A 22807-nucleotide genomic window follows, 5' to 3' on the forward strand; every position below is an offset into this window, starting at 1 on the left:
GCCCCCGGCCTCAAGGACCCCTCAGGGCAGTCGCCAGTCCACCGGCTGGCCGCCCAGCTTCATCAGCAGATCGTTGGCCCGGCTGAACGGACGCGAGCCGAAGAAGCCGCGGTCCGCCGACATGGGCGAGGGGTGGGCGGACTCGATCGCCGGGAGATCCCCCAGCAGCGGCCGGAGGTTGCGCGCGTCGCGGCCCCACAGGATCGACACCAGAGGTTTGCCGCGGGCGGCGAGCGCCCGGATCGCCTGCTCGGTGACCTCCTCCCAGCCCTTGCCCCGGTGCGCGCCGGGCTTGCGCGGCGCTGTGGTGAGCGCCCTGTTGAGCAGGAGGACGCCCTGCCGGGTCCACGGCGTCAGGTCTCCGTTGGACGGCCTGGGCAGCCCCAGGTCGGTGTGCATCTCGCGGAAGATGTTCTCCAGGCTGCCCGGCAGCGAACGCACCTCGGGCGCCACCGCGAAGCTCAGGCCGATGGCCATACCCGGGGTGGGGTAGGGGTCCTGGCCGACGATCAGGACCCGGACGTCGTCGAAGGGTTGCTGGAAGGCCCGCAGGACGTTCGCCCCGGCCGGGAGATAGGTCCGGCCCGCCGCTATCTCGGCCCGGAGGAAGTCCCCCATGGCCGTGATGCGTTCGGCCGCGGGTTCCAGGGCCTTCGCCCAGCCCGCTTCGACAAGTTCGTGCAACGGTCGTGGTGCCACGACGTGTCACTCTACTGGCAGACACGAACAGCCCGGCATCGGTCACGGGGCACCGCGCAGGGGTGGCTTCGCCGCTACTCTTCCTCCCCGTCGAGGTCGTCATCCCGGCTGAGCGGATCGCGCGGCCGGGTCGCCGGGAAGGAGGGGGTCGTGTCGCTTCCCGTGGGCTCCGGGTTTCTCGCCGTGGACTCCGGCGGGTCCGGCCTCCGGGTGGTGGTGGGGACCCCAGAGCGCGGACCGCTGGCCCGGCGGGCGTCCGGCGATCCGGTCCGCACGGGCGACCGGGGTGTCGACCCCGAGCACTTCATGGCGCAACTCGTGCCGCTGGTGCGGGCGCTGGAGGAGGAGGCCGGGCCGCTGCGGCTCGAGGCCGCCGTCGTCGGGGCGGCCGGGTTCGCCTCCCTGGGTGACGCGCTGCGCGCCGAACTGCCGGACGCCCTGGCCCGGGAACTGGGTGTGCGCAGGGTCGCGCTGGCCGCCGATGCCGTGACCGCGTACGTCGGTGCCCTCGGGCCGCGCCCTGGTGCGGTGATCGCCGGTGGTACGGGTCTGATCGCGATCGGCACCGACCTGACCCGTTGGCGCCGTGCGGACGGCTGGGGGCATCTGCTGGGCGACTGCGGGGGCGGGGCCTGGATCGGGCGGGCCGGACTGGAGGCCGCGCTGCGGGCCCATGACGGGCGGGAAGGCGGCTCCGCCCGGTTGCTGGCAGGTGCCGAGGAGGTGTTCGGGCCCGTGGCGGGGCTGCCCGGCGCGCTGTACCCGCGGCCGGACCGGCCCGCCGTGCTCGCGTCCTTCGCGCCCCTGGTGGCCGCCTGCGCGGGCGACGACCCCGTGGCGGCGGGCATCATGCGCACGGCGGCCCGGCACATGGCCGACTCCGCGGCGGCCGTGTGCCCGGCCGGCGGTGAGCCGTACGTCGCCGCCACCGGCGGCCTGTTCACGTCGGGCGACGCGCTCCTCGGGCCGCTCGACGAGGAATTGGCGAAGCGGCTTCCGCGGGCGCGGCGGGTGCCGGCCGAGGGCGATCCGCTGCACGGCTCGGTACGCATGGCGGCCGAGCTGAGCGCCGGTCCGCTCACCCTGCCGGGTGACGAGACGATGCTCTGCGTGACCACCCGGTCGGGCGATTGATCCGATCACGCCCGAACCGGACGTAACTCATCAGACAAAACAGGACGGATACCGCTCACCTGCACCCTCCCCGAACAGGGGGACTCAGGAAACCAGTAACATGCGGCGCCATGAGTTCCCCCACTGGGCCCGCGTCCGGCCTGCCAGTACGAATGCCGCGCCCCCGCCAGCCCGGACGGCACCGTCGTCCCGAGCCGCTGGTGGCTCCCGAGGGCGCGCCTGCGCTCGTCCTCGCCGTGCCGGGCACGCCCAGTAGCGCCACGCGCGGCCTCGCCGAGGAGGTCGTGAGCATCGCCCGCTCCGAGCTGCCCGGCCTCGACGCCCGCATCGGGTACCTCGACGGGGACAACGGGGAGTTCCCCACGCTGCAGACCGTGCTCGCGCACACCGCCGAGGAGCGCACCGCCCGCTTCGAGCAGGCGCGCGCCGCGGGCATGGACGTCCGGGAGCCGGACGGGCCCGTCGCCGTGGTCGTGCCGCTGCTCGCCGGCCCCGACAGCGCGCTGCTGCGCCGGGTCCGCCAGGCCGTCATGGAGAGCCGCATCGCCGCCGAGCTGACCGACGTGCTCGGTCCGCACCCGCTGCTCGCCGAGGCGCTGCACGTGCGGCTGTCCGAGGCCGGTCTGGCCCGTGCGGACCGTGCCCGGCTGTTCACCGTGGCGACCGCGGCCGACGGCATCATCCTGGCGTCCGTGGGTGGTGACGAGGCGGTGCAGGCGGCCGGGATCACCGGCATGCTGCTCGCCGCGCGCCTGGCGGTGCCGGTGATGGCGGCGGCCCTGGACCAGGAGGGCTCCATCGCCTCCGTGGCCGAGCAGCTGCGCTCCTCCGGTTCGCAGCAGCTGGCCCTCGCGCCGTACCTGATCGGCCCGGAGATCGAGCCGGGGCTGGTCGAGGAAGCCGCGAAGGAGGCGGAGTGCTCCGCTGCGGAGTCGCTCGGGCCGTATCCGGCGGTCGGGAAGCTGGCCCTCGCCAAGTACACGACGGCGCTGGGCATCACGCCGCAGCAGGCGCAGAACACGCCGGTTCGCTGACGCGGCGCACACCACCGAGAAAGGCCCGCTCCGGCTCGGAGCGGGCCTTCGTCGTGGGCGCAGGTGACTGCGCCCGAGCGTGCGTCGGTGACCAAGGGTCGAGGGCGCCCGAGGGTCAAGGGCGCCCGAGGGGCCGACGCGCAACGATTCAGCTCAGCTCCTCAAACCGGCACCGCACCGTAGGTCGACGCTTTTCCTCCCGTTCAGGAACCGACAAGTGGAGGGCGCTGAGAAGAGCCAAGCGGCATCGCAAGTTCCGACAGAGCCTTCTCCAAGCCACGCAGATGCACGAGGGCCGACTCCGCCTCGTCCTGCTGAGGCATCTCGCCGCTGGCGGACGCCACTCGCCTGCGCCCCAGGTCGCTGACTGTGAGTGCCTCCACCGCCGCCTCGACGCGCCAGCAGGCAGCGGCCAGACGGGCATCGTGCGACGCGACAGGATCGGCGGCAACGGACACCAGACCCCGCACTTCGCGGGCGCAGTCGTCGAGCAGCTCAATGACCCGGCGGGCACGGGCCTTCCGAGCACGGAAGGGAGTCAAAGGGTGCATCAACGGGGCAAGTGCCATCCGTACCCGGCCGAGCAGCAATTCCAGCTCGGCAGCGTGCGGGGCGGGGTCGCTCTTCGGGTCTCCAGCGAGGCGAGCGGTCGCTTCGGCGGTGGCCGCGTGGACACAGTGCAGTGCCCGCTGGATCCAGGCATCGGTCGTGGCGTGCGTGGTGACCGGCAGGACGAGGGCCACGGCCAGCGCGGCACACAGCGCACCCACACCGGTCTCTGCGAGACGGAGCTCGAGCAGGCCGTAGTCCAGCACGCCCAGCAGGCCGTACAGCAAGCTGACCATAAGCGTCACTGCCAGCATCATCCAGGAATACGAGACGGCGGCGGTGTAGAAGATGCCGAAGACACAGACGGCAACCAGGGCGGCCGTCGGCGCGGGCGCGCCATGCAGCGGGATGGCGACGAGCAGACCGATGGCGATACCGATCACAGTTCCGAAGACCCGGCGGAAACCGCGGATCAGGGTTTCGCCGCGAGAAGCCGTGTTGACGAAGATCCACCAGACAGTACCGACGGCCCAGTACCAGCGCTCTTCGGAGAGCAGCTGCCCGACCAGAAGCGCGAGAGTCGAGGCGGCAGTGGCCTGGAAGGCTTGCCGGGTGGTGGGCCGCGCCAATCCGATGCCGGGCAGGGCCGGCGGGGCTGCCGCAGGTGGGGTGTGACGCTCGATGGGCCAGAGCACGAAGCGCGTGGCGCCGGCCACGGAGAGGGCAAGGCCCACGGCGGTGTACAGCTCGGGCAGCTGAGCGGGAACCGCATGCAGGAACTGCGCGATGAAGAAGTTCATGAACGCGAAGATCCCGAGCGCGTGGCCTCGCGGGCCCCAGCGGCGGGCATAGACCCCGCAGAAGACGACGGCCAGGAACGCGGCGTCACGGACCGGGGTGATGCCGTGCAGTGTGGTGGCAAGCGCCAGCACGGGGAAACCGGCGATGGGAAGCAGGGTGGTGGTGATCTGCTGGTTACGGACGGTCGCATCGGTGACCGTGAAGAGGGCGAGCAGTGCCGCGAGCCCTCCGGTGATCGACGCGGTGAGCGACAGCCCGCAGAGTTCGGAAACGGCGACGGCGGCGGCGACACCGATGACAGCGCGGGTCGCGCTCCGCAGCCTCGAGCGCCCCGGGTCCGGAGCCACGAACATCCTCTTCACGGCGGTGCGCCGCCCCCCTTGCGGTGGTACGCGTCCTGCCCACGGTCGTCCCGGGTGGCGGGCAACAGCAAGCAGGACGAAGGCACCGCGGTCCGGAGCCGGCCTCGTCGCCGTCCAGCGCTACGCGGCGCCGCAAGTACATGGATAGGACAAAGATAAGCACCTCGAGGCCCAATGGCTCAACTGTCCTGCCATCGGCTGTGCCAATGGCACAGCCGATCAGCTTCAATGCCGACCGATGGGAGGCCAATGGATCAGACTTCACCCAGGTCCTGGGCAGCAGCTGAGCTACTCCACCGGACTCTGGCAGCCGCGCGCCACACCCATCCGCGATCTCACGGCGACCTTCGCCTCAGCTCACTCGGCCGGCTCCCCGACGAGTGCGAAGACGTACCCGATTCCGGCTCACAGGACGTTCTCAGCGTTGACGCTCCAGGGTGAGGACGGCAGTGGCCATGACCGTCATGCGGTGGGGGCTGTCGATGGGCTGTCAGGCGGCTTCCTCCAGGACGTCCTCGGGCTTCTCGATGTCGCGCGGCTTCGCGCGCCGGGGTAGCACCACCAGCAGTGTGCCCAGAGCCAGGCCCAGCGCGGGCAGCAGGGGGAACCGGCCGTCCGGTGCGAAGCCCAGTGCGGCGAACAGGGAAAGAGCGGCGACGGCGACGGCGAGGCCGAGCCACAGCGGCCATGGGCGGCGCAGGTCGGCGTCCGGGCGGATCCGCTCGTACACTGCCGCCAGCCAGCGCTCCATGGGCTGCAGCGCCGCCACCACACCGGCCAGGACGACGCCGAGCACCAGCAGCCAGGGCCCCCGCACCACCCACCATGCCGCGGACCCGAAGGCGGGCTCGGGTGCGAGTCCGGTCAGGTAGAACGCGGCGGCCACGACCAGCACCGGCAGCATGTGCCAGAGATACAGCGTCATGCTGGCGCCGCCCACAGCGCTCACCACCCGCCACACCTGCTCCCGGTCCAACAGCCGCCGCATCGCCCGTGTGGCGAGGAGACACATGCCCACCTGTGCCACCGCCCACGCCAGCATCGCCGCCGACGGTGGATCGGTGTTGCCCGCCCTCTGCCCAGTCACCCGGATCAGGCTGACCGGGTAGGGCCCGAGTGCCACCAGTGCCGCGAAGGCCAGCCCCCCGCACGCCGCCATCGCGGGTGCTGTCGCCCGGTGCCCGGTCAGCGAACCGTCACGCCAGCAGAAGCCCAACTGATAGGCCGCGCCCCACACGAGCAAGTAGTTCAGCAGCCCGACGTACGGCACATGCACCGCCACCACCAGCGCGTCAACCGCCAGGGCGGCCACGCCCATGACCACAGGGACGCCCAGGCCCCAGCGCCGGTGCGCCGCGTGCAACGGTGGGGTCAGCGCGCTGAGGAGCAGATACACCGGAAGGAACCAGAACTGCATCGCCATCGCCCAGCCCACCAGCGCGAGGGTTTCCGGATCCACGCGGACGGCCGCACAGACTCCCACGGCGAGCAGCACCAGTGCGCTGTACGCGCCCGCCGGGAGCAGCAGCCGCAGCGCCCGCCGCGCCACCCACCCGGACGCCGTACCCCCCGCCGCCCGGGTGCGCGCCCAGGAGCCGCCGGCCGCATGCCCCCCGGCCAGGAAGAACAGCGGCATGATCTGAAATCCCAGGGTCAGCCACTGGGTCCACGGAATGACCGCCAGCACCTCCGGCGCCGTGATCTCGTCACCGGGCCCGCGGACCAGTGCGGTGATCAGCCAGTGCCCGGCCACGACCAGGACGATGGCCCATGCGCGCAGGAAGTCGACGTAGCGGTCTCTGCTCATAGATCGTCATGTTGCCCCGATTCCGGGGCTGTCCGGGCGGGAAAGCCGTGCCGCAACCAACCCGTGGCCGGCACGACACCGTCCGCACAGCCCGTGCTACGGCAGCTGTGTCCCCGGCGGTCAGCAGATGCTCGCTCGCGCCCAGCGGCGTCGGCTCGGACTCGATACGCCGGGTCGCCGCGAGGACGGCCGCGCGGCGCTGCGGATCATCGAGGCAGCCACACGATCGAAGACGTCGCCGTCGACGGAACGTTCCCCTCCGCGGAGTTCGCGGAACGCGTCGAGGCTTGGGCCGCCGCGACGGTCGACGCGTGGAGCCGCGGCACGTGATCGGAAAGACCTTGGCCCTGCCGAAGAGCCGGCCCACAGCATTCCTGAACCCGTTCGGCCTGTCCACGACGGACGCGTAGCCGACGCTGGTCCGCCCGGCGCCGACGTCACCCAGCCCACGCTCGCCGCGGCCATAGCCGTGAAGATCACCTCTGCGGCTGGAGCACTGACCAAAGTGACGGTTTTCGTTCCAGAGGGGCGGCGATGCTGATGCGAACGAACGGACTCGGCGGGCCTTCACCCACCCGTCAGCGCAGCAGCAACCGGCCGCGCACTCCCGAAGGCTCCCGCCCCCCGCCCCAGGCACCCTTGACACGTTTTGCATAATGCAAAGGTGAGAGAGGGGAAGCGATGAGCGCCGTCCAGACAGCCCAGGGGAGGAAGTCCGCGACCGACAACGCGACCAGCGGCTCCACGTCCTCGCGGAGGTTCGTGCAGCTGCGCTCCACGCTGTGGGGTCTGATGGCGCTGGCCGTGGTGATCGGCGCCGGAGCCGGGGCGGGGGCCGTCGTCTTCCGCTGGTGCATCCAGACCTTCACGCACCTCTTCTCCGGTCACGCCGACTACGCGGCCGCCCCGGGCGCGAGCAATCCGCACGTGCCCTGGCTGGGCCCGCACTTCGTGCTGCTCGCCCCGGTGCTCGGCGGCCTGCTGTACGGGCCGTTGGTGAACCGGTTCGCCAAGGAGGCCCGCGGACACGGCGTGCCCGAGGTCATGCTCGCGGTCGCCCAGCGCGGCGGCCGGATCAGCCCCAAGGTCGCCGTGGTCAAGACACTCGCCTCCGCGCTGACCATCGGCTCCGGCGGTTCGGTGGGCCGGGAGGGGCCGATCGTGCAGATCGGCTCCGCGCTCGGCTCCACGCTGGGGCGTGTCACAGGGCTGGCCGATGCGCGGATGAAGCTCCTGGTCGCCTGCGGTGCGGCGGGAGGGATCGCCGCGACCTTCAACGCTCCGCTGGCCGGTGCCTTCTTCGCCATGGAGCTGATTCTCGGCACCTTCTCGGCGCAGGCGTTCGGTGCGACGGTGCTGGCCAGCGTCACCGCGAGCGTGATCGGACGCGCCGCCTTCGGCGACACGGTCTTCCTCGGCCTGCCGGACTTCCACGTCGACCACCTCGCCCAGTACGGGCTGTTCGCGCTGCTCGGCGTCCTCGCCGCTGTGGTCGGGGTCGGCTTCTCCCGGTTCCTGTACCTGATCGAGGACGCCTGCGACTGGCTCTGGCGTGGCCCGGAGTGGCTACGTCCGGCGGTCGGCGGGCTCGCGCTCGGCCTTGTGCTGCTGGCCCTGCCGGAGATGTACGGCGTCGGCTATCCGGTGCTGCAGAAGGCCACCGAAGGCGGGTACACGGTCGGGTTCCTGCTGTTGCTGCTGGCGGGCAAGATGCTGGCGACCAGCCTGACCATCGGCATCGGCGGCTCCGGCGGGGTATTTGCGCCCAGCCTGTTCATCGGGGCAATGCTCGGCTCCGCCTACGGAATCGGCGCCCACGCTCTGCTGCACGGCACGGCCGGCGCGGTCGGGGCGTACGCGCTGGTCGGGATGGGTGCCGTCTTCGCCGGTGCGTCCCGCGCGCCGATCACCGCCGTGGTGATCCTCTTCGAGCTCACCGGCGAGTACTCGATCATCCTGCCGCTGATGCTGGCGATCGTGCTGGCCACCGCCGTCAGCCGTTCGTTGTCGGACGACACCGTCTACACGCTCAAGCTGCGCCGCCGCGGCATCGACCTCGCGGGACCCGCGCCGGGGGATCGGATCGGCCCCCAGCACGTCGGCGCCGTCATGGAACCGCTGCCCTCGCCGCTGCCCGCCTCCATGGCACTTGCCGACGCGGCTGACCTGCTGAGCCTGTCCCGCCACGGTGCGATGCCGGTGCTCGACGACGCCGGGGACTACCTCGGGGTCGTCTCCGCCCAGGCCGTCGCCAAAGCGCTCGCCGAACAGCCGGATGCGGCGCCGACACTGGTCGGACACCTCGCCGAGCCGCCCGCCCGCGTCATTGCGGACCAGCCCCTCGCTGATGCCCTGCACGCCTTGCTCTCGGCTCCGGGCACGGGAGTGCCGGTCCTCGACCCCAGTCGGGGCAAGCCCGTCGGGTGGCTCAGCCACCACAGCGCCCTGCGCGCGGTCCATGCTGCTGCCGCTCGGTAGAGGGTGACTCCGGGGCGCGACCGGGTCCGGCCCCGAAGAGCGCGGCGGACAGTCAGGTGCACCCGTGATGCGGAGGATCACGCGGCCGGGGCGCTTCGCGTCCGCTCAGCTGCGCGAGCAGGTGGGCGGCGCGGTGGCGGAGAGCCGATAGGAACGCACGATGGCGACCACGCAGGCGGTGACGAGCGCGGCAGCCCAGCCGCCCAGGTCGCGCAGCGGGTACGACGGGGACACTCCGGCGTCCACACCGCGCGGCGGCACCCGCCCCTTCGAGTCGTACACGACGGCGAGCGCGTCGCCGGGCCGAGTGGCCTGCCCGCAGCCGCGCCAGATACGGACCTGCAAAGGTTCACCGTCCCGGTCGGCCACCGAGCAGAAATAACGGCCATGGCCGGAGACGGCTCCCGGTCCGCCCTCGACGGATGTCACCACGACGGACTCCACGCGCCCCCTCTCCGCCAGCACCAGACCCACGGCCACCTGAGGTGCCTGAAGCGCGAGGCAGACCCCGAACACGGCGACAACGCCGACCAGCGCACGCCCCGCCCGCACCACGCAGAGATACAGAGCGAGCGCCGCAGCACACACCAGGCCGCCCTCGCCGTCCGCCAGCCCGGGGATCCCGTACCAGGCCCCGGCAACCGCAGTGCCAACGATCGCCCCCGCCCCCAGGCATCCCGCAAGGAGACCCTCCCCAGCCAGCCACAACGGCGGCAGCCCGACGAATTCGGCCGGCCCCCACACCGTGGTCCGCAGATACGCCATCAGGTGCGATTCCGGCGCGGGCATGGGGCGATGTCGTCGATGCTCGCCCATCTCCCCTCCCAGCGTTCTTCCGTGTCCGGCAGCCAAACCCAGCCGCGCAGTTTCTTCCTTGCATTATGCAAAACGCGTCCCGGGGGCGGAACTGCCCCGTGTGAATCCGGCTGCGACACCTGTGCGATCAGACGTCGCGGTCGGCCGGGAGGTCCACCGCCCAGCCCAGCGGGTGCGGCTGCGCCTCGTCGAGCGCAGGCGCGAGGGGCTCTCCCCCGGCTTCGTTGAACGCGGTGAGGGCCTCGATGAGGGCCAGCCGCTGCGTCGGGGTGAGCCGTTGCACGATGGCGGCGATCTCGGCGCGGCGCCGGGCGGTGGCGTCCTCGACCGTGCGCCGCCCCTCCTCGGTGAGCTGCAGCAGGGTCTCGCGACGGTTGTCCGGGTTGTGGTGCCGTTCAGCGAGACCGGCCGCGATCAGCCGGTCGACCATCCGCATCGCGGTGGACGGGGCTACCTGGAGCAGGTCGGCGAGCGCGACCAGCTTCGTGGCCCCGCGCGTGGACAGCACCACCAGCATCCGGAACTGCGGCAGCGTCACCCTCTCCTCGACCGCCGCGAGAGAACGAGCGGAGACCGCCACCAGTAGCCGGGAGGCGGTCAGCACCGCGCGGGTCACCGCGTCAACATCGTCCATGGCTCCCACGGGGGTCTCGCGTTCCGGCATGAACCCTTTTTACCGTGCCGAAGCCCCTGCCCACTCACGCGAAGGGAACAGCTTTTCCTTCCCCATGACCGTGATAGCGCAACAGGAGCATCGCGGCGTCGTCGTGGGGCGGACCGCCGACGTGCCGGGCGAGATCCGCACGCAGGGCTTCCAGGGCGCGGTGCGCGTCCGGGGCCTTCAGCAGGTGCGCCCGCTCGCCGACGGGGTAGAAGCGGCCGTGCTCGTCGCGGGCCTCGGTGACACCGTCGGTGTACAGCAGGAGTTGCTCGCCGGGGGCGAAGTCCACCCGATGGGACTTCGGACTCTCGCCCCCGCGTACACCCAGACCGAGCGGAAGGGCATAAACCGGCGGCTGCGGGAAGTCGACCGTGCCATCGCGGCGGACGACCATCGGGGCCGGATGGCCGTAGTTGAGGAAGACAGCCTCGTGGTCCGTACCGATCTCGGCGAGGATCGCGGTGACGAACTTCTCGTCCTCGAGCTCCCGGGCCACGCTCCGTTCCAGGCGTTCGCCGAGCCTCACCAGGTCTGCTTCGTCGTGCGCCGCCTCCCGGAAGGCGCCGAGGACGACAGCCGCCGTCTCCACAGCGGACAGCCCTTTGCCCTGGACGTCGCCCACGATCACGCGAACGCCGTGCGGTGAGGCCACCACCTCGTACAGATCGCCGCCGATGCGCGCATCCGCGACCGCCGAGGTGTACGACACCGCCGCCTGCAACGGGCCCGCGGTGAGCGGCACCGGTCGCAGCAGCACCCGCTGGGCGACCTCCGCGATCGAACGCACACTGGCCAGTTCCCCCTCCCGGCGCGCGCGCATCACGGCAGCCGCGATACCCACCCCGGTCACACCGGCCACCGATGCCAGCGCGGTGAAACCCCGGCGCTCCGGGAACAGTCCGTCGTACAGGCCCAGCGCCACGCACAAGATGAAGGCAGCGAGTCCGAACGCCGCCGTACGACGCCACCCACCCACCAGCCCGGCGAACGCGGGCCCGAGCGAGACGAGCGGGAGGAACCCCACGCCGGGCCCTGCCACGACGTCCGCGACCGCCACCGCCGCCATCACCACGACCGGCATGCAGGACAGCACGGTCCAGCTCGACGGCGACTTCTTGTCGATCATGACCTACTCCAGCGGTGTCGCGGCGCTCGAGAGCCGCCCTTCGTCCCCGCAGGCGCCCCTCCTCCACCTTTAGACTATGCAAAGGTGGTGGGCGCGAGGCGGCTCTCGACCCCGGACCTTTACCCAATCGAGGCCGAGAGCCGACATACCCGACCCGCGGTAGGCGACCATGACACACAGAGAGACACCCCACCCCGCCGTCCCCAACTCCTCACCGGATGGCGGCGCCTGGCCATGCGGCTGCCGATCGGCTCTTCCGGGCAGGACCGGGTCCACTCTCCGGAAAACGGCTGCTCCTCCTGCGTCACACCGGCCGAGTGAGCAGCCTCCCCACTGAAGATCGCAACGAGCACCTACTACGGGGCGAAGAATCGCACCCCCAGCGCCCGGGCGGTCCGCGAGGCGGAGCTGAAGACGCACATCAGCCGCGTCCACACGGACAACTTCAGCGTCTACGAGGTGCGAAAGCATCCCGCCCGCCAGTGGCTCAACTCGCGCCTTCTAAACTGGTCCATTGGTACACCCAGAGCCGCTCATGAGCGGCTGCGGCAGAGCCAACGGCCGAGGAGGACGCACGATGCCCGTGGACGCGCTCGACACCCGCATCCTGCGGCTGCTGCTGGAGCAGCCGCGTACCAGCGTGCGCGAGTACGCCCGGATCCTCGGCGTCGCCCGGGGCACGCTCCAGGCGCGGCTCGACCGCCTGGAGCGCGACGGCGTGATCACCGGCACGGCACCGGCCCTCTCCCCCGCCGCCCTCGGCCATCCGGTGCTCGCGTTCGTACACATCGAGGTCACCCAGGGCCATCTCGACGAGGTGGGGGACGCGCTGGCGGCGGTGCCGGAGATCGTGGAGGCCTTCTCGATCACGGGCGGCGGCGATCTGCTGGCCCGGGTCGTGGCGCGGGACAACGCGCACCTGGAGGACATCGTCCAAAAGCTGATCAGCATGCCCGGGGTGGTCCGCACCCGCACGGAGGTCGCGCTGCGCGAGCGCGTCCCCCAACGGCTGCTGCCGCTGGTGGAGTCGATCGGCCGCGCGGCGAGGTCCTGACCCGGCGCGCTCTCCGGATCACGGCTTTGACATGCTGGCATCATGAGCAGGCTCGGCGGCGTATCGGTCGTCTTCGATCTCGACGGCACGCTCGTGGACAGCGAGCCGAACTACTACGAGGCGGGCCGGCGGACCCTGGCCGAGTACGGCGTGACCGGCTTCGGCTGGGCTGACCACGAGCGCTACGTGGGCATCAGCACCCAGGAGACCGTCGCCGACTGGAAGGAGCGGTACGGCCTGCGGGCCTCCGTCGAGGAGTTGCTCGCCGCCAAGAACCGCCGCTATCTGGAACTCGCCCGTGGCTCCACGCACGCCTACCCCGAGATGCGCGTCTTCGTCGAACTCCTGGCGGCCGAGAACGTGCCCCTGGCCGTGGCCTCCGGATCCTCACCCGAGGCCATCGAGGCGGTCCTTGCGGGCACGGGGCTGGACGCCCTCGTGCGGACCGTCGTCTCGGCCGACGAGGTCGCGCACGGCAAGCCCGCTCCCGACGTCTTCCTGGAGGCGGCCCGCCGGCTCGGGGCCGACCCGGCCGACTGCGTGGTGCTGGAGGACGCCGCCCCGGGCGCCGCCGCCGCGCACGCGGCCGGCATGCGGTGCATCGCGATCCCGTACGTCGCCGCCCAGGCCGACGCCCCGGAGTTCGCGACCGCCGGTCTGCTTCTCCGGGGAGGCCAGGCGGAGTTCACGGCACGAACGGCGTACGACTGGCTGGCGCGCTCGGCCGGACTTTCCTGAACTCGCCTCTCCCGACCCGTTGACGCTCCCCCGTCCCCTCTCTAGGGTCTGGTCGATCACTCGCACAGCGTTCGACATTTCGACCATCCTGAGCACGTGGACCCGGAGGAGCACACATGGCACGGCCTCTCTCCAGACGATCCCTTCTCCAGGCCGCGACCCTCGCCGCGACCGTCCCCGTGCTCTCCCACACGTCGGCCGGGCGGGCGGTGGCGGCTCCCGCCGCCGCGGCCGTCGCCGGGGGAGCCGCCGGCGTCCCGTCGGCCTGGACCGTGCGGCCGTTCGGGCTGGAGGACGTGAGTCTCGGCCAAGGCGTCTTCGCCGACAAGCGGAAGCTGATGCTGGACCACGCCCGCGGCTACGACGTGAACCGGTTGCTGCAGGTGTTCCGCGCCAACGCCGGCCTTTCCACGGGCGGGGCTGTCGCCCCGGGCGGCTGGGAAGGCCTGGACGGCGAGGCCAACGGCAACCTGCGGGGCCACTACACCGGCCACTTCCTGACCATGCTGGCGCAGGCGTACCGCGGGACGAAGGAGCAGGTGTTCGCCGACCGGATCGGCACCATGGTCGGCGCGCTGACCGAGGTGCGCGCCGCGCTGCGGCGCGATCCGGTGGTGCTCAGCGTCGCCGGGAAGTTCGGGACCGCCGCGGACCAGGTGCGGGGCTCCTACCAGTACGTCGACCTGCCGGCCGCCGTGCTCGGCGGGGCATCGGCTCTCACCCTCTCCGTCTGGGTGCGGCCCACGCACGACGCGAACTGGGCCCGGATTTTCGACTTCGGCAACGACACCAACCGCTACCTGTACCTCGCCGCCCGCAACCAGGCCGGGGTGCCGCGCTTCGCGGTCACCACCTCGGGCGCCGGCGGCGAGCAGGGCCTGAACGGTACGGCCCCGCTGCCGCTGAACCGGTGGAGCCATCTGGCGGTCACGATCGCGGGCGGCACCGGCACGCTCTACGTCAACGGCACCGCCGTCGCGCGCAATACCGCGATGAGCCTCACCCCGGCGGCACTCGGCACGCTGAAGAACAACTGGCTCGGCCGCTCGAACTATTCGGCCGACCCGGTCTTCGCGGGTGCCTACGAGGAGTTCAACGTCTTCTCCCGGGCGCTGACCGCCGCCGAGATCACCGAGTTGCAGAGCCGCCGGGCCGCCGACGCCTCGACGGGCCGGGGCGACCTGGCGTCGTACGCCTTCGACGAGACGGCGGGCGGGACGTTCGCGGACGCCTCCGGCCGGGGTCTGACCGCCACCCTGCGCCGCACCTGGGGCGGGCCCAGCCATCCCGGGTTCCTCGCGGCGTACCCGGAGACGCAGTTCATCGAACTGGAGTCGCGGACCACCCCCGACTACACCAAGGTGTGGGCGCCGTACTACACCGCGCACAAGATCCTGCGGGGTCTGCTCGACGCGTACACCGCCACGGACGACGACCGGGCCCTGGACCTCGCGTCCGGCATGTGCGACTGGATGTACTCGCGGCTGTCCAAGCTGCCGGAGTCCACGCTCCAGCGGATGTGGGGGATCTTCTCGAGCGGCGAGTTCGGCGGCATCGTCGAGGCGATCTGCGACCTGCACACGATCACCGGCAAGGCCGAGCATCTCGCGCTGGCCGAGCTGTTCGACCTCGACCGGCTGATCGACGCGTGCGCGGCGAACACCGACATCCTCGACGGGCTGCACGCCAACCAGCACATCCCGATCTTCACCGGGTACGTGCGGCTCTACGACGAGACGGGCGAGGAGCGCTACCTCACGTCGGCGAAGAACTTCTGGGACATGGTCGTGCCGCACCGCATGTACGGCATCGGCGGCACCAGCACCCAGGAGTTCTGGAAGGCCCGTGACGTGATCGCGGGCACCATCAGCGCGACCACGGCCGAGACGTGCTGCGCCTACAACATGCTCAAGCTGAGCCGGACCCTGTTCTTCCACGAGCAGGACCCGAAGTACATGGACTACTACGAGCGGGCCCTGTACAACCAGGTGCTCGGTTCGAAGCAGGACAAGCCGGACGCGGAGAAGCCGCTCGTCACGTACTTCATCGGGCTGACGCCCGGTCATGTCCGTGATTACACGCCCAAGCAGGGCACGACCTGCTGCGAGGGCACCGGCATGGAGAGCGCCACGAAGTACCAGGACTCGGTGTACTTCGCGAAGGCCGACGGCAGCGCCCTGTACGTCAATCTGTACAGCGCTTCCACGCTGACCTGGGCCGGGAAGGGAGTCACGGTCACGCAGACGACCCGCTTCCCCGAGGAGCAGGGCAGCACACTGACCTTCGGGGGTGGCCGGGCCTCCTTCACGCTGCGGCTGCGCGTGCCGTCCTGGGCGACCGCCGGGTTCCGGGTGACCGTCAACGGGGGTGCGCTTTCCGGGACTCCGAGGCCGGGGAGTTACTTCGACGTGTCCCGGACCTGGCGGGCCGGTGACACCGTCCGCATCGCCATGCCGTTCCGGACGCGGGTGGAGAAGGCCCTCGACGACCCGTCGCTGCAGACCCTGTTCCACGGCCCGGTCAACCTGGTCGCCCGCGACGCCGCCACGGAGTACCTCAAAGTCGGGCTGTACGGCAGGGCCGGGCTGTCCGGCGATCTGTCGGCCTCCCTCACCCCGGTGCCGGGCGAGCCACTCCACTTCACCCTGGACGGACGGGAGTGGGCGCCGTTCTCCGAGGGGACGGAGGACCCGACCCACGCCTACTTCCGGCGTACGGAGCCGAAGGTCGTGTTCGGCGGCCGGGACGCGGGCGTCGCCAACCCGGCGAAGGCCGGCGGCACCACGCTCCTGGACGAGATCTGGGCCGGGGCACCGTTCCGGAACAAGGGGGCGCTGGTGGCCCGGGTGCGGTCCACGGTGGACGCCTGGGTGACGGCCGGGCTGCTGAGCAAGGCCGACGGCGACAAGGTGGTCAAGACGGCGGGCGCGGCCTCGTACGAGGCCTGAGCAGGCGCGCCCCGGGGCAGGGTGCATGAGCCGTACGGCACCCTGCCCGCGCCGAGTACGAACTTTTTCGCTGCGGGAGTGATTGTTTCGCCCCTGGCATCCGTACCTCCTGGTGTTGGGCCGTTCACATCCCAGGAGGCACGATGCGCATCTCGCGCAGCACGGCAGGAACCGCGTTCATGGGCGGCGCGCTGGTCCTTACGCTGACCGCGCTCGCCTACCCCACCATGCTGGGCGTGCAGAACACGGCTTCCGGCCAGGACCGCATCATCGCCAACACCCAGTGGGGTCCGCTGACCGAGGCGGACCGCGACTTCGTGGTCCGCGTGCGCGCGGCCGGCTTGTGGGAGTACCCGCTGGGGCAGCTGGTGCTGCAGCGGGGCACGACGCCGGCGATGAAGGAGGCCGGTGAGCATCTGCTCGTGGGGCACGGCCGACTCGACGCGGCCTGCCGCAAGGTCTCCACGGACCTGGGCATCACCCTGCCGAACGAGGCGTCGCCGCAGCAGCAGCAGTTCGTGGCGACGGCGGAAGGCAGCTCCGGCAAGGAGTTCGACTCCACGGCGGTGACCATCATGCGCGTCGCGCACGGGGGGATCTTCCCGACGATCGCCAAGATCCGGGCCACCACCCGGAACAGCCTGGTGCGAGAGCTCGCCGACCAGACCAACGACACCGTGCTCGACCACATCACGGTCCTGGAGAAGACCGGTCTGGTCAACCACGAGCAGGTCAGCTTCCAGATCACCGCCCCGGCCAAGCTGCCCCAGGACCAGACGACGCCGCCGCCTCCGCAGGCGGGCGCGCCGGTCCGGGTGCTGCCGATCCCCGAAGACCTGAAGGATCTGCAGACGGTCGCTCCGAATCCGTCCTACGGGCAGCCGTCGCCGACGGCGGGGTAAGCGAGGCGACGGGATCCGGCCGGGTCGGCCGGGAGTGCTGGGGCGCGGCCCGCGCCGAGGTCCGAGGCAGCGTCCCCGCCGTCGGTCGGCGGGTTCGCGCCGCGGCGAGCCCGTGCCCGTGGAAAGCTACGACCGTCGGCGGGGCCTTCCCCGCTTGCCGCCCTTGGGGGTGGTGCCGGAGCCGCCTCCCCGCCGGTTCGCGCCCGGCTGCTTGGTCGCCGCCGGCTTCCGCCGGGCTCCGTCCTTCTCCGTGCGCCTGGACTTCTCCTGCGCCGCAGGCTGATTGCGGCCCCGCGTGCTGTTGACCGTCCGGCCGCGGACGATGCCGATGAAGTCCTCGACCTGGTCCGTCTTCGCGTCCTCGGGCCAGGCCAGGGCCACACTCGACTCGGGGGCCTCCTTGAGGGGGCGGTGGGTCAGGTCCTTGCGGTGGTGGAGCCGGGCGAGCGACAGGGGGACGATCAGGACGCCGACGCCGGCCGCGACGAGTTCGACGGCGTCGGCCGTGGTGGCGGGGCGTTCGAAGGCGGGCCGCCCGGGCAGGGTCTCCCAGTCGAGGACGTCGTCGAGGGGGTGCAGCACGATGTCATCGGCCAGGTCCTCGGAAGCCACCTCGTCGACGGCCGTGACCAGGTGGTCCTTGGGCACGACGACGACCGTCCGCTCCGTGTAGAGGGGGATCGCGCCGAAGACCGTCCGGTCCACGGGCAGCCGGACGAGACCCGCGTCGGCGTCCCCGGCCCGCAGCCGCTCGGCCGCCGTGCCGGGGGGCACCTGTGTGAGGGTCAGCGGGACATCGGGGTGCCGCTCGTTCCAGATGCGCACCCACTTGTCGGGCATCACCCCTGGGACGTACACGAGCCGGAACGAGGGGGATACTTCCGAGCCTGTCACCTGGCCAGGTTACCGGCCGTGGTCGGTGGCCGTGGTCAGTGGCCGTGGTCAGAGGTCGCGCACACGCTCGATACGCTGGACGGCATGACGTCGCACCAGAGCACCCAGACGATGAAGCCCGCCACCGCGGCGAAGAAGCTGGGTGTGTACCTCGAGGCCACACCCGCCGAGTTCCGGGAGGGTGTCGTCTCACGCGCCGAGCTGAACGAGCTCCAGGCGAATCCGCCGCAGTGGCTTCAGGAGCTGCGGCGCAACGGCCCGCACCCCCGCCCGGTGGTCGCGGCGAAGCTCGGCGTCTCCATCGCGGGCCTCGCCCGCGGCGGTGTCACCGAGCCGCTCACCACCGAGCAGATCGAGACGCTGAAGCAGGAGAGCCCCGAGTGGCTGCAGCGGGAGCGTGCCACCCAGGCGGAGGTCCGCAAGGAGGCGGAACGCATCAAGAAGAAGCACGCCGAGCGCGGCTGAGCTCGCAGGTTCCTCAGACGGCCCCGACCGGTTCTCCGTTCGGGGCCGCTGCCGTTTCCGGGGGGTCCCCCGAGCCCGCGGCCGACATGTGCGTGATCGCCCGGGAAAGCTCCCGCGCTGGTGCCCCCCACCCGTTCCCGTTCCCCGGGAGCGGCACACACACGCGCTGAGGCGCCACGACCGCCGGTTTCGTCAGGGCACGCACAGGCGCACAGAGTTGACCGGCGCCTTACGGGAAATACCTTCGGCTGCCCCCTTTCGACCGCGATATGCCCGACGTAAACGCCAGGCCGCGCCACCCCTTCCAGGCCGTAGAAATATCTACGAGCATGGCTGTGGCCGGGCGGCACGCGGAACCCCGCGGGTCACCGGTCCGTGTCCAGCGCGCGCCCGACCGCGGCGCCGTCGACTGTGCCTGGGGTGGTCATGCAGAGCGTCATGTGGAAACAAGCCGTCGAGTGGCTCGCCGCAGCCGCCACGGACCCCCAGGAATGCAAGCGGGAGTGGGACTACGGCGCGGGAACGATGCTCGTGGAGGCCGGGCGGTACTGGGACATGCTCAGCGTGCCCGACCGGCTGGGCCTGCTCGCGCTGGACATCCTGTGGCGTGACCCGCTGAGCGTTCCCGGTCCCACCCTGGTCGACTCCGCCGCGCGAAGAGTGGGGTTCTTCCTCCCGCCGGACCCGGTCAGCGAGTGGGTCGGAGGCGGGGTCCGGCGCGTCGGGCGGGGTTCCTGGGTCGCCGTGCCGCCGCCGTACCGGCCCGCCGGACGGCTGGAGTGGCTCATCCCGCCGGACGGCACCGGCACGCTGCACGCCCCCGGCACCCTCGAATCGGCCCTGCGGGAAGCCTCCGGCACCCTCGCCGTACTGGCACCGGTCAGCGCGGAGCCCGTGGTGACGGACGGCTGGTGAGCCGGGCACCGGGAGGGGCGACCGGGGTGACCGGGCCCATGTGGCGGCCGACGGCCCATGAGGTGAAGGCTGTCCACGTCTCGCTCTCGGCCGGTGCGGCGAAGGAGACCCACTGGCCGTCGCGGTGCCCCGGGACCGTGTGACCCCTGGCCTCCCATTCGGCGAGCAGCGCCGCGTAGATGGGCGGATGCCCCGCGTATCCGCTGGTGAGTTCGGCGTACGAGCGGTGCGCGGCGTCGTTCCCGGGAAGGCGCCGCGCCGTCTGCGTGCTGTCCATGCCAGGCCAACGCGGCGCCGCACACCGGTGGTACGCGACCGTGCCTGCGTCCGTCGGGTCGAGTGAACCCGTCACCCGAACGGCGGCACACGGACACCGGACAAACGTCCAGTCAGGCGGTCGCCCGTTCAGTACGGGGGACGATTCCGGGCCAGGGTGTCACTTCCCGGCCAGTCGGTCGTCCTCGGGCACACCCCGCGGAACGCTCCCGGGTCTGCCGGCTTCCTCGACCGGGGCCGTCCGGTGACAGTGACCTCACGCCGAGGAACCGGTACGACGGCAGGAAGAGGCCATGCCACAGCGCCCTGCCCACCCTCGCCTGCCTGCGACTCTGGCGGCCGCCCGCGCGGCAGGCGTCTTGACAACCTGGGACCCAAGAGAAAGTCTGTTGCGTATAGAGATGCTGGTTGCCCTATCAGAAACCGAGGCATCCGCGGTCGAGAGGTCTCGCTCGCACCTTGCGCCACACTCACACGCAGACAAGGGAGCCCGCTCGTGGCCATCTCCGTCTTCGACCTCTTCTCCATCGGCATAGGCCCGTCCAGTTCGCACACGGTCGGTCCCATGCGGGCCGCCCGCATGTTCGCCGGCAGGCTGGAGAAGGAAGGTCTGCTCGCGCGGACGGCGTCGGTACGGGCCGAGCTCTTCGGGTCGCTGGGGGCCACCGGCCACGGTCACGGCACTCCCAAGGCCGTCCTGCTCGGTCTGGAGGGCAACGAGCCGCACACGGTGGACGTCGGCCTGGCCGAAGGTGAGGTCGAGCGGATCAAGTCGACGGGATGCCTGCGTCTGCTGGGCCGGGAGCTCGGCGACACCCACGAGATCCGTTTCGACACGGAGCGGCAGTTGGTCCTGCACCGCCGCCGTTCCCTGCCCTACCACGCCAACGGCATGACGCTGTTCGCGTACGACGCCGAGGGGCTGTCCTTGCTGGAGGCCACCTACTACTCGGTCGGCGGCGGGTTCGTCGTCGACGAGGACGCCGCCGGCGCGGACCGGGTCAAGGTCGACGACACGGTGGTGAAGTACCCGTTCGGCAGCGGCGACGAGCTGCTGCGTCTGACCCGGGAGACGGGCCTGTCGATCTCGGCACTGATGCTGGAGAACGAGCTGGCCTGGCGGACCGAGGAGGAGATCCGCGCCGGGCTGCTGGAGATCTGGCGGGTGATGCGGGAGTGCGTGGCACGCGGCCTGTCCTGTGAGGGGATCCTGCCGGGCGGGCTCAGGGTCCGCCGCCGTTCCACCGCCGTGGCCAAGGCGCTGCGGGCCGAAGGCGACCCGGCGGGGCGGGCGTTGGAGTGGGTCACCCTCTACGCCATGGCGGTCAACGAGGAGAACGCGGCCGGCGGCCGGGTGGTCACCGCACCGACGAACGGCGCGGCCGGCATCATCCCGGCGGTCCTGCACTACTACGTCAACTTCGTGCACGGAGCCGACGACGACGCCGTGGTCCGGTTCCTGCTGGCGGCCGGCGCCATCGGCCTGCTGTTCAAGGAGAACGCCTCGATCTCGGGCGCCGAGGTCGGCTGCCAGGGCGAGGTCGGCGCCGCCTGCTCCATGGCCGCGGGCGGCCTCGCGGAGGTACTCGGCGGCTCGCCCGAACAAGTGGAGAACGCCGCCGAGATCGGCATGGAACACAACCTGGGCCTGACCTGCGACCCGGTCGGCGGCCTCGTGCAGATCCCGTGCATCGAGCGCAACGGCATGGCGGCGGTCAAGGCCGTCACCGCGGCCCGGATGGCCCTGCGGGGCGACGGCCGCCACCACGTCTCCCTGGACAAGGTCATCAAGACCATGAAGGAGACGGGCGCCGACATGAAGGTCAAGTACAAGGAGACAGCCCGCGGCGGGCTCGCGGTCAACGTCATCGAGTGCTGACGACGCGGCAGTCGAGATCCGGGGAGTTGCGCGTGGGACGGGTCACCGAGCGACGGCGCGTACTGCGCATCCGGGACGGGGCGGTGGGCAGCCGGCCGGACACCCTGGTGGCGGAGGAGCCGCTGGAGATCCGGCTCAACGGCAAGCCTCTCGCGATCACCATGCGCACGCCCGGCGACGACTTCGCGCTGGCCGCCGGGTTCCTGGTGAGCGAAGGCGTCCTCGGCCGGGTCGAGGAGCTGGCGAACATCGTGTACTGCGCGGGCGCGAAAGCTGGGGGCACCTCCCGCTCGAGCGGAGTCGAGAGTGGGGGAGGCTCGAACACGTACAACGTCGTCGACGTGCGGCTCGCGCCCGGCGTGGCGGTGCCGGACATCTCGCTCGAGCGGAACGTGTACACCACCTCCTCGTGCGGTCTGTGCGGCAAGGCGAGCCTGAACGCCGTGCGGACCACCGCCCGTTGGCCGATCGCCGACTCTCCCCCGGTCCGGGTCGCTCCCGATCTGCTGGCCGCTCTCCCCGACCGGTTGCGGGCCGCACAGCGGGTGTTCGACCGCACCGGGGGTCTGCACGCCGCGGGGCTGTTCTCGGCGGAGGGGGAGCTGCTGGACCTGCGTGAGGACGTGGGCCGTCACAACGCGGTCGACAAACTGATCGGCCGCGCCCTGCGGTCCGGCGCGTTGCCGCTGTCCCGAACCCTCCTGCTGGTCTCGGGCCGCGCGTCCTTCGAGCTGGCGCAGAAGGCGGTCATGGCCGGCATCCCGGTGCTGGCCGCGGTCTCGGCGCCCTCCTCCCTGGCGGTGGACCTGGCGGCGGAGACCGGCCTCACGCTGGTCGGTTTCCTGCGCGGCAGCTCCATGAACGTGTACGCCGGCGAGCAGCGCATCGCCCTGGGGCCGCGAGGGGAGCACGCGGAGTGAGCCGTCGCCTCCCCCGCCGCGTCGCGATGTTCAGTGTGCACACCTCCCCTCTGCACCAGCCGGGCACCGGCGCGGGCGGCATGAACGTCTACATCGTCGAACTCGCCAAGTGCCTCGCCGGGACTCAGTGAGCGGCGTCCCGGTGCCGGGGCACAGGCCCGCGGACTACGCGCGGGCCGCTGCGCCGCTGCGCCGCTTCGCCGACGACCCGGCGCTCTCGGCCCGGATGGGCACGGCCGCCGCCCGGCACGCCGAGTCGCTCGGCTGGGACTCGGCCGCCGCGGCGACGGCGGATGTGTACGCGGCGGCGCTGCGCGGGTGTGACTGACCGGCAGTCCGGTCAGTCGTG

21 protein-coding genes are annotated in these 22807 nt (G+C 71.5%); 13 read left to right on the top strand and 8 right to left on the bottom strand.

Annotated elements, in window-relative coordinates:
• Nucleotides 1-21 precede the first annotated feature (21 nt).
• A complete protein-coding gene (locus tag ACWD1U_RS25840; protein WP_451110910.1) occupies nucleotides 22-699 on the bottom strand; it encodes a uracil-DNA glycosylase in 678 nt (225 codons plus the stop codon).
• 150 nt (nucleotides 700-849) lie between these two features.
• Between ACWD1U_RS25840 and ACWD1U_RS25845 the strand changes: the two genes are divergently transcribed.
• Together ACWD1U_RS25845 and ACWD1U_RS25850 are read left to right on the top strand one after the other, a co-directional pair.
• The gene (locus ACWD1U_RS25845; protein WP_451110911.1) at nucleotides 850-1833 is read left to right on the top strand and encodes an N-acetylglucosamine kinase; all 984 of its coding nucleotides are present in this window, start codon (nucleotides 850-852) and stop codon (nucleotides 1831-1833) included.
• A gap of 110 nt (nucleotides 1834-1943) precedes the next feature.
• The gene (locus tag ACWD1U_RS25850; RefSeq protein ID WP_451110913.1) at nucleotides 1944-2867 is read left to right on the top strand and encodes a sirohydrochlorin chelatase; all 924 of its coding nucleotides are present in this window, start codon (nucleotides 1944-1946) and stop codon (nucleotides 2865-2867) included.
• Between the two features lie 203 nt (nucleotides 2868-3070).
• Here ACWD1U_RS25850 and ACWD1U_RS25855 read toward each other — a convergent pair whose 3' ends face one another.
• Nucleotides 3071-4570, bottom strand: coding sequence for an FUSC family protein (locus ACWD1U_RS25855; protein WP_451110994.1), 1500 nt, complete (start codon nucleotides 4568-4570; stop codon nucleotides 3071-3073).
• 499 nt (nucleotides 4571-5069) lie between these two features.
• Nucleotides 5070-6386 carry an acyltransferase family protein gene (locus ACWD1U_RS25860; RefSeq protein WP_451110914.1) on the bottom strand — a complete coding sequence of 439 codons (1317 nt, stop codon included), beginning with the start codon at nucleotides 6384-6386 and terminating at the stop codon, nucleotides 5070-5072.
• A gap of 792 nt (nucleotides 6387-7178) precedes the next feature.
• On the opposite strand from ACWD1U_RS25860, the gene ACWD1U_RS25865 reads away from it, so the two are divergent.
• Nucleotides 7179-8864: a chloride channel protein gene (locus ACWD1U_RS25865; RefSeq protein ID WP_451110996.1), complete on the top strand. Its 1686-nt coding sequence runs from the start codon at nucleotides 7179-7181 to the stop codon at nucleotides 8862-8864.
• Between the two features lie 105 nt (nucleotides 8865-8969).
• On the opposite strand, the gene ACWD1U_RS25870 is transcribed toward ACWD1U_RS25865, so the two are convergent.
• The 3 genes from ACWD1U_RS25870 to ACWD1U_RS25880 all read right to left on the bottom strand — a co-directional run bounded on the left by ACWD1U_RS25870 (nucleotide 8970) and on the right by ACWD1U_RS25880 (nucleotide 11467).
• Nucleotides 8970-9653 carry a hypothetical protein gene (locus ACWD1U_RS25870; RefSeq protein WP_451110916.1) on the bottom strand — a complete coding sequence of 228 codons (684 nt, stop codon included), beginning with the start codon at nucleotides 9651-9653 and terminating at the stop codon, nucleotides 8970-8972.
• Nucleotides 9654-9807: 154 nt separating this feature from the next.
• Complete coding sequence (locus tag ACWD1U_RS25875) at nucleotides 9808-10344, bottom strand: MarR family winged helix-turn-helix transcriptional regulator (RefSeq protein ID WP_451110918.1); 537 nt, start codon at nucleotides 10342-10344, stop codon at nucleotides 9808-9810.
• Nucleotides 10345-10378: 34 nt separating this feature from the next.
• Complete coding sequence (locus ACWD1U_RS25880; RefSeq protein WP_451110920.1) at nucleotides 10379-11467, bottom strand: PP2C family protein-serine/threonine phosphatase; 1089 nt, start codon at nucleotides 11465-11467, stop codon at nucleotides 10379-10381.
• A 577-nt stretch (nucleotides 11468-12044) separates the two neighbouring features.
• Here ACWD1U_RS25880 and ACWD1U_RS25885 point away from each other — a divergent pair.
• The 4 genes from ACWD1U_RS25885 (at nucleotide 12045) to ACWD1U_RS25900 (ending at nucleotide 17109) form a co-directional block, all read left to right on the top strand.
• Nucleotides 12045-12521, top strand: coding sequence for an Lrp/AsnC family transcriptional regulator (locus ACWD1U_RS25885; protein WP_451110922.1), 477 nt, complete (start codon nucleotides 12045-12047; stop codon nucleotides 12519-12521).
• A gap of 42 nt (nucleotides 12522-12563) precedes the next feature.
• On the top strand, nucleotides 12564-13259 hold the full coding sequence (locus ACWD1U_RS25890; protein WP_451110923.1) for an HAD family hydrolase: 696 nt from the start codon (nucleotides 12564-12566) through the stop codon (nucleotides 13257-13259).
• Between the two features lie 116 nt (nucleotides 13260-13375).
• Nucleotides 13376-16207, top strand: a complete 2832-nt coding sequence (locus ACWD1U_RS25895; protein WP_451110924.1) for a beta-L-arabinofuranosidase domain-containing protein — start codon at nucleotides 13376-13378, stop codon at nucleotides 16205-16207.
• A gap of 143 nt (nucleotides 16208-16350) precedes the next feature.
• Nucleotides 16351-17109, top strand: coding sequence for a DUF4142 domain-containing protein (locus tag ACWD1U_RS25900; protein ID WP_451110926.1), 759 nt, complete (start codon nucleotides 16351-16353; stop codon nucleotides 17107-17109).
• A 126-nt stretch (nucleotides 17110-17235) separates the two neighbouring features.
• Here the strand turns inward: ACWD1U_RS25900 and ACWD1U_RS25905 are convergent, their stop codons facing one another.
• Complete coding sequence (locus ACWD1U_RS25905; protein ID WP_451110928.1) at nucleotides 17236-18003, bottom strand: LysR family transcriptional regulator substrate-binding protein; 768 nt, start codon at nucleotides 18001-18003, stop codon at nucleotides 17236-17238.
• A gap of 84 nt (nucleotides 18004-18087) precedes the next feature.
• Between ACWD1U_RS25905 and ACWD1U_RS25910 the strand changes: the two genes are divergently transcribed.
• Together ACWD1U_RS25910 and ACWD1U_RS25915 are read left to right on the top strand one after the other, a co-directional pair.
• Nucleotides 18088-18468 carry a DUF5997 family protein gene (locus tag ACWD1U_RS25910; RefSeq protein ID WP_451110929.1) on the top strand — a complete coding sequence of 127 codons (381 nt, stop codon included), beginning with the start codon at nucleotides 18088-18090 and terminating at the stop codon, nucleotides 18466-18468.
• Between the two features lie 426 nt (nucleotides 18469-18894).
• The gene (locus ACWD1U_RS25915) at nucleotides 18895-19383 is read left to right on the top strand and encodes a hypothetical protein (RefSeq protein ID WP_451110931.1); all 489 of its coding nucleotides are present in this window, start codon (nucleotides 18895-18897) and stop codon (nucleotides 19381-19383) included.
• Here the strand turns inward: ACWD1U_RS25915 and ACWD1U_RS25920 are convergent.
• Nucleotides 19349-19660 carry a hypothetical protein gene (locus ACWD1U_RS25920; protein ID WP_451110932.1) on the bottom strand — a complete coding sequence of 104 codons (312 nt, stop codon included), beginning with the start codon at nucleotides 19658-19660 and terminating at the stop codon, nucleotides 19349-19351. The genes ACWD1U_RS25915 and ACWD1U_RS25920 overlap by 35 nt on opposite strands.
• A 495-nt stretch (nucleotides 19661-20155) precedes the next feature.
• Between ACWD1U_RS25920 and ACWD1U_RS25925 the strand changes: the two genes are divergently transcribed.
• Genes ACWD1U_RS25925 through ACWD1U_RS25940 form a run of 4 tightly spaced genes read left to right on the top strand, consistent with a single transcriptional unit; the run spans nucleotide 20156 to nucleotide 22786 of the window.
• A complete protein-coding gene (locus ACWD1U_RS25925) occupies nucleotides 20156-21538 on the top strand; it encodes an L-serine ammonia-lyase (protein WP_451110934.1) in 1383 nt (460 codons plus the stop codon).
• Between the two features lie 32 nt (nucleotides 21539-21570).
• Nucleotides 21571-22458, top strand: a complete 888-nt coding sequence (gene fdhD, locus ACWD1U_RS25930; RefSeq protein WP_451110936.1) for a formate dehydrogenase accessory sulfurtransferase FdhD — start codon at nucleotides 21571-21573, stop codon at nucleotides 22456-22458.
• A complete protein-coding gene (locus ACWD1U_RS25935; RefSeq protein WP_451110938.1) occupies nucleotides 22455-22589 on the top strand; it encodes a hypothetical protein in 135 nt (44 codons plus the stop codon). Before fdhD ends, ACWD1U_RS25935 begins: the two co-directional genes overlap by 4 nt.
• Nucleotides 22590-22600: 11 nt before the next feature.
• A complete protein-coding gene (locus ACWD1U_RS25940; RefSeq protein WP_451110939.1) occupies nucleotides 22601-22786 on the top strand; it encodes a hypothetical protein in 186 nt (61 codons plus the stop codon).
• Nucleotides 22787-22807: the final 21 nt, after the last annotated feature.

Source organism: Streptomyces sp. NPDC002788, assembly GCF_053592115.1.

Coding starts and splice junctions, on each gene's coding strand:
- ACWD1U_RS25850 (WP_451110913.1), top strand. CDS start 1,944: ATGAGTTCCCCCACTGGGCCCGCGTCCGGCCTGCCAGTACGAATGCCG.
- ACWD1U_RS25855 (WP_451110994.1), bottom strand. CDS start 4,570: ATGTTCGTGGCTCCGGACCCGGGGCGCTCGAGGCTGCGGAGCGCGACC.
- ACWD1U_RS25860 (WP_451110914.1), bottom strand. CDS start 6,386: ATGAGCAGAGACCGCTACGTCGACTTCCTGCGCGCATGGGCCATCGTC.
- ACWD1U_RS25865 (WP_451110996.1), top strand. CDS start 7,179: ATGGCGCTGGCCGTGGTGATCGGCGCCGGAGCCGGGGCGGGGGCCGTC.
- ACWD1U_RS25870 (WP_451110916.1), bottom strand. CDS start 9,653: ATGCCCGCGCCGGAATCGCACCTGATGGCGTATCTGCGGACCACGGTG.
- ACWD1U_RS25875 (WP_451110918.1), bottom strand. CDS start 10,344: ATGCCGGAACGCGAGACCCCCGTGGGAGCCATGGACGATGTTGACGCG.
- ACWD1U_RS25880 (WP_451110920.1), bottom strand. CDS start 11,467: ATGATCGACAAGAAGTCGCCGTCGAGCTGGACCGTGCTGTCCTGCATG.
- ACWD1U_RS25885 (WP_451110922.1), top strand. CDS start 12,045: ATGCCCGTGGACGCGCTCGACACCCGCATCCTGCGGCTGCTGCTGGAG.
- ACWD1U_RS25890 (WP_451110923.1), top strand. CDS start 12,564: ATGAGCAGGCTCGGCGGCGTATCGGTCGTCTTCGATCTCGACGGCACG.
- ACWD1U_RS25895 (WP_451110924.1), top strand. CDS start 13,376: ATGGCACGGCCTCTCTCCAGACGATCCCTTCTCCAGGCCGCGACCCTC.
- ACWD1U_RS25900 (WP_451110926.1), top strand. CDS start 16,351: ATGCGCATCTCGCGCAGCACGGCAGGAACCGCGTTCATGGGCGGCGCG.
- ACWD1U_RS25910 (WP_451110929.1), top strand. CDS start 18,088: ATGACGTCGCACCAGAGCACCCAGACGATGAAGCCCGCCACCGCGGCG.
- ACWD1U_RS25915 (WP_451110931.1), top strand. CDS start 18,895: ATGCAGAGCGTCATGTGGAAACAAGCCGTCGAGTGGCTCGCCGCAGCC.
- ACWD1U_RS25920 (WP_451110932.1), bottom strand. CDS start 19,660: ATGGACAGCACGCAGACGGCGCGGCGCCTTCCCGGGAACGACGCCGCG.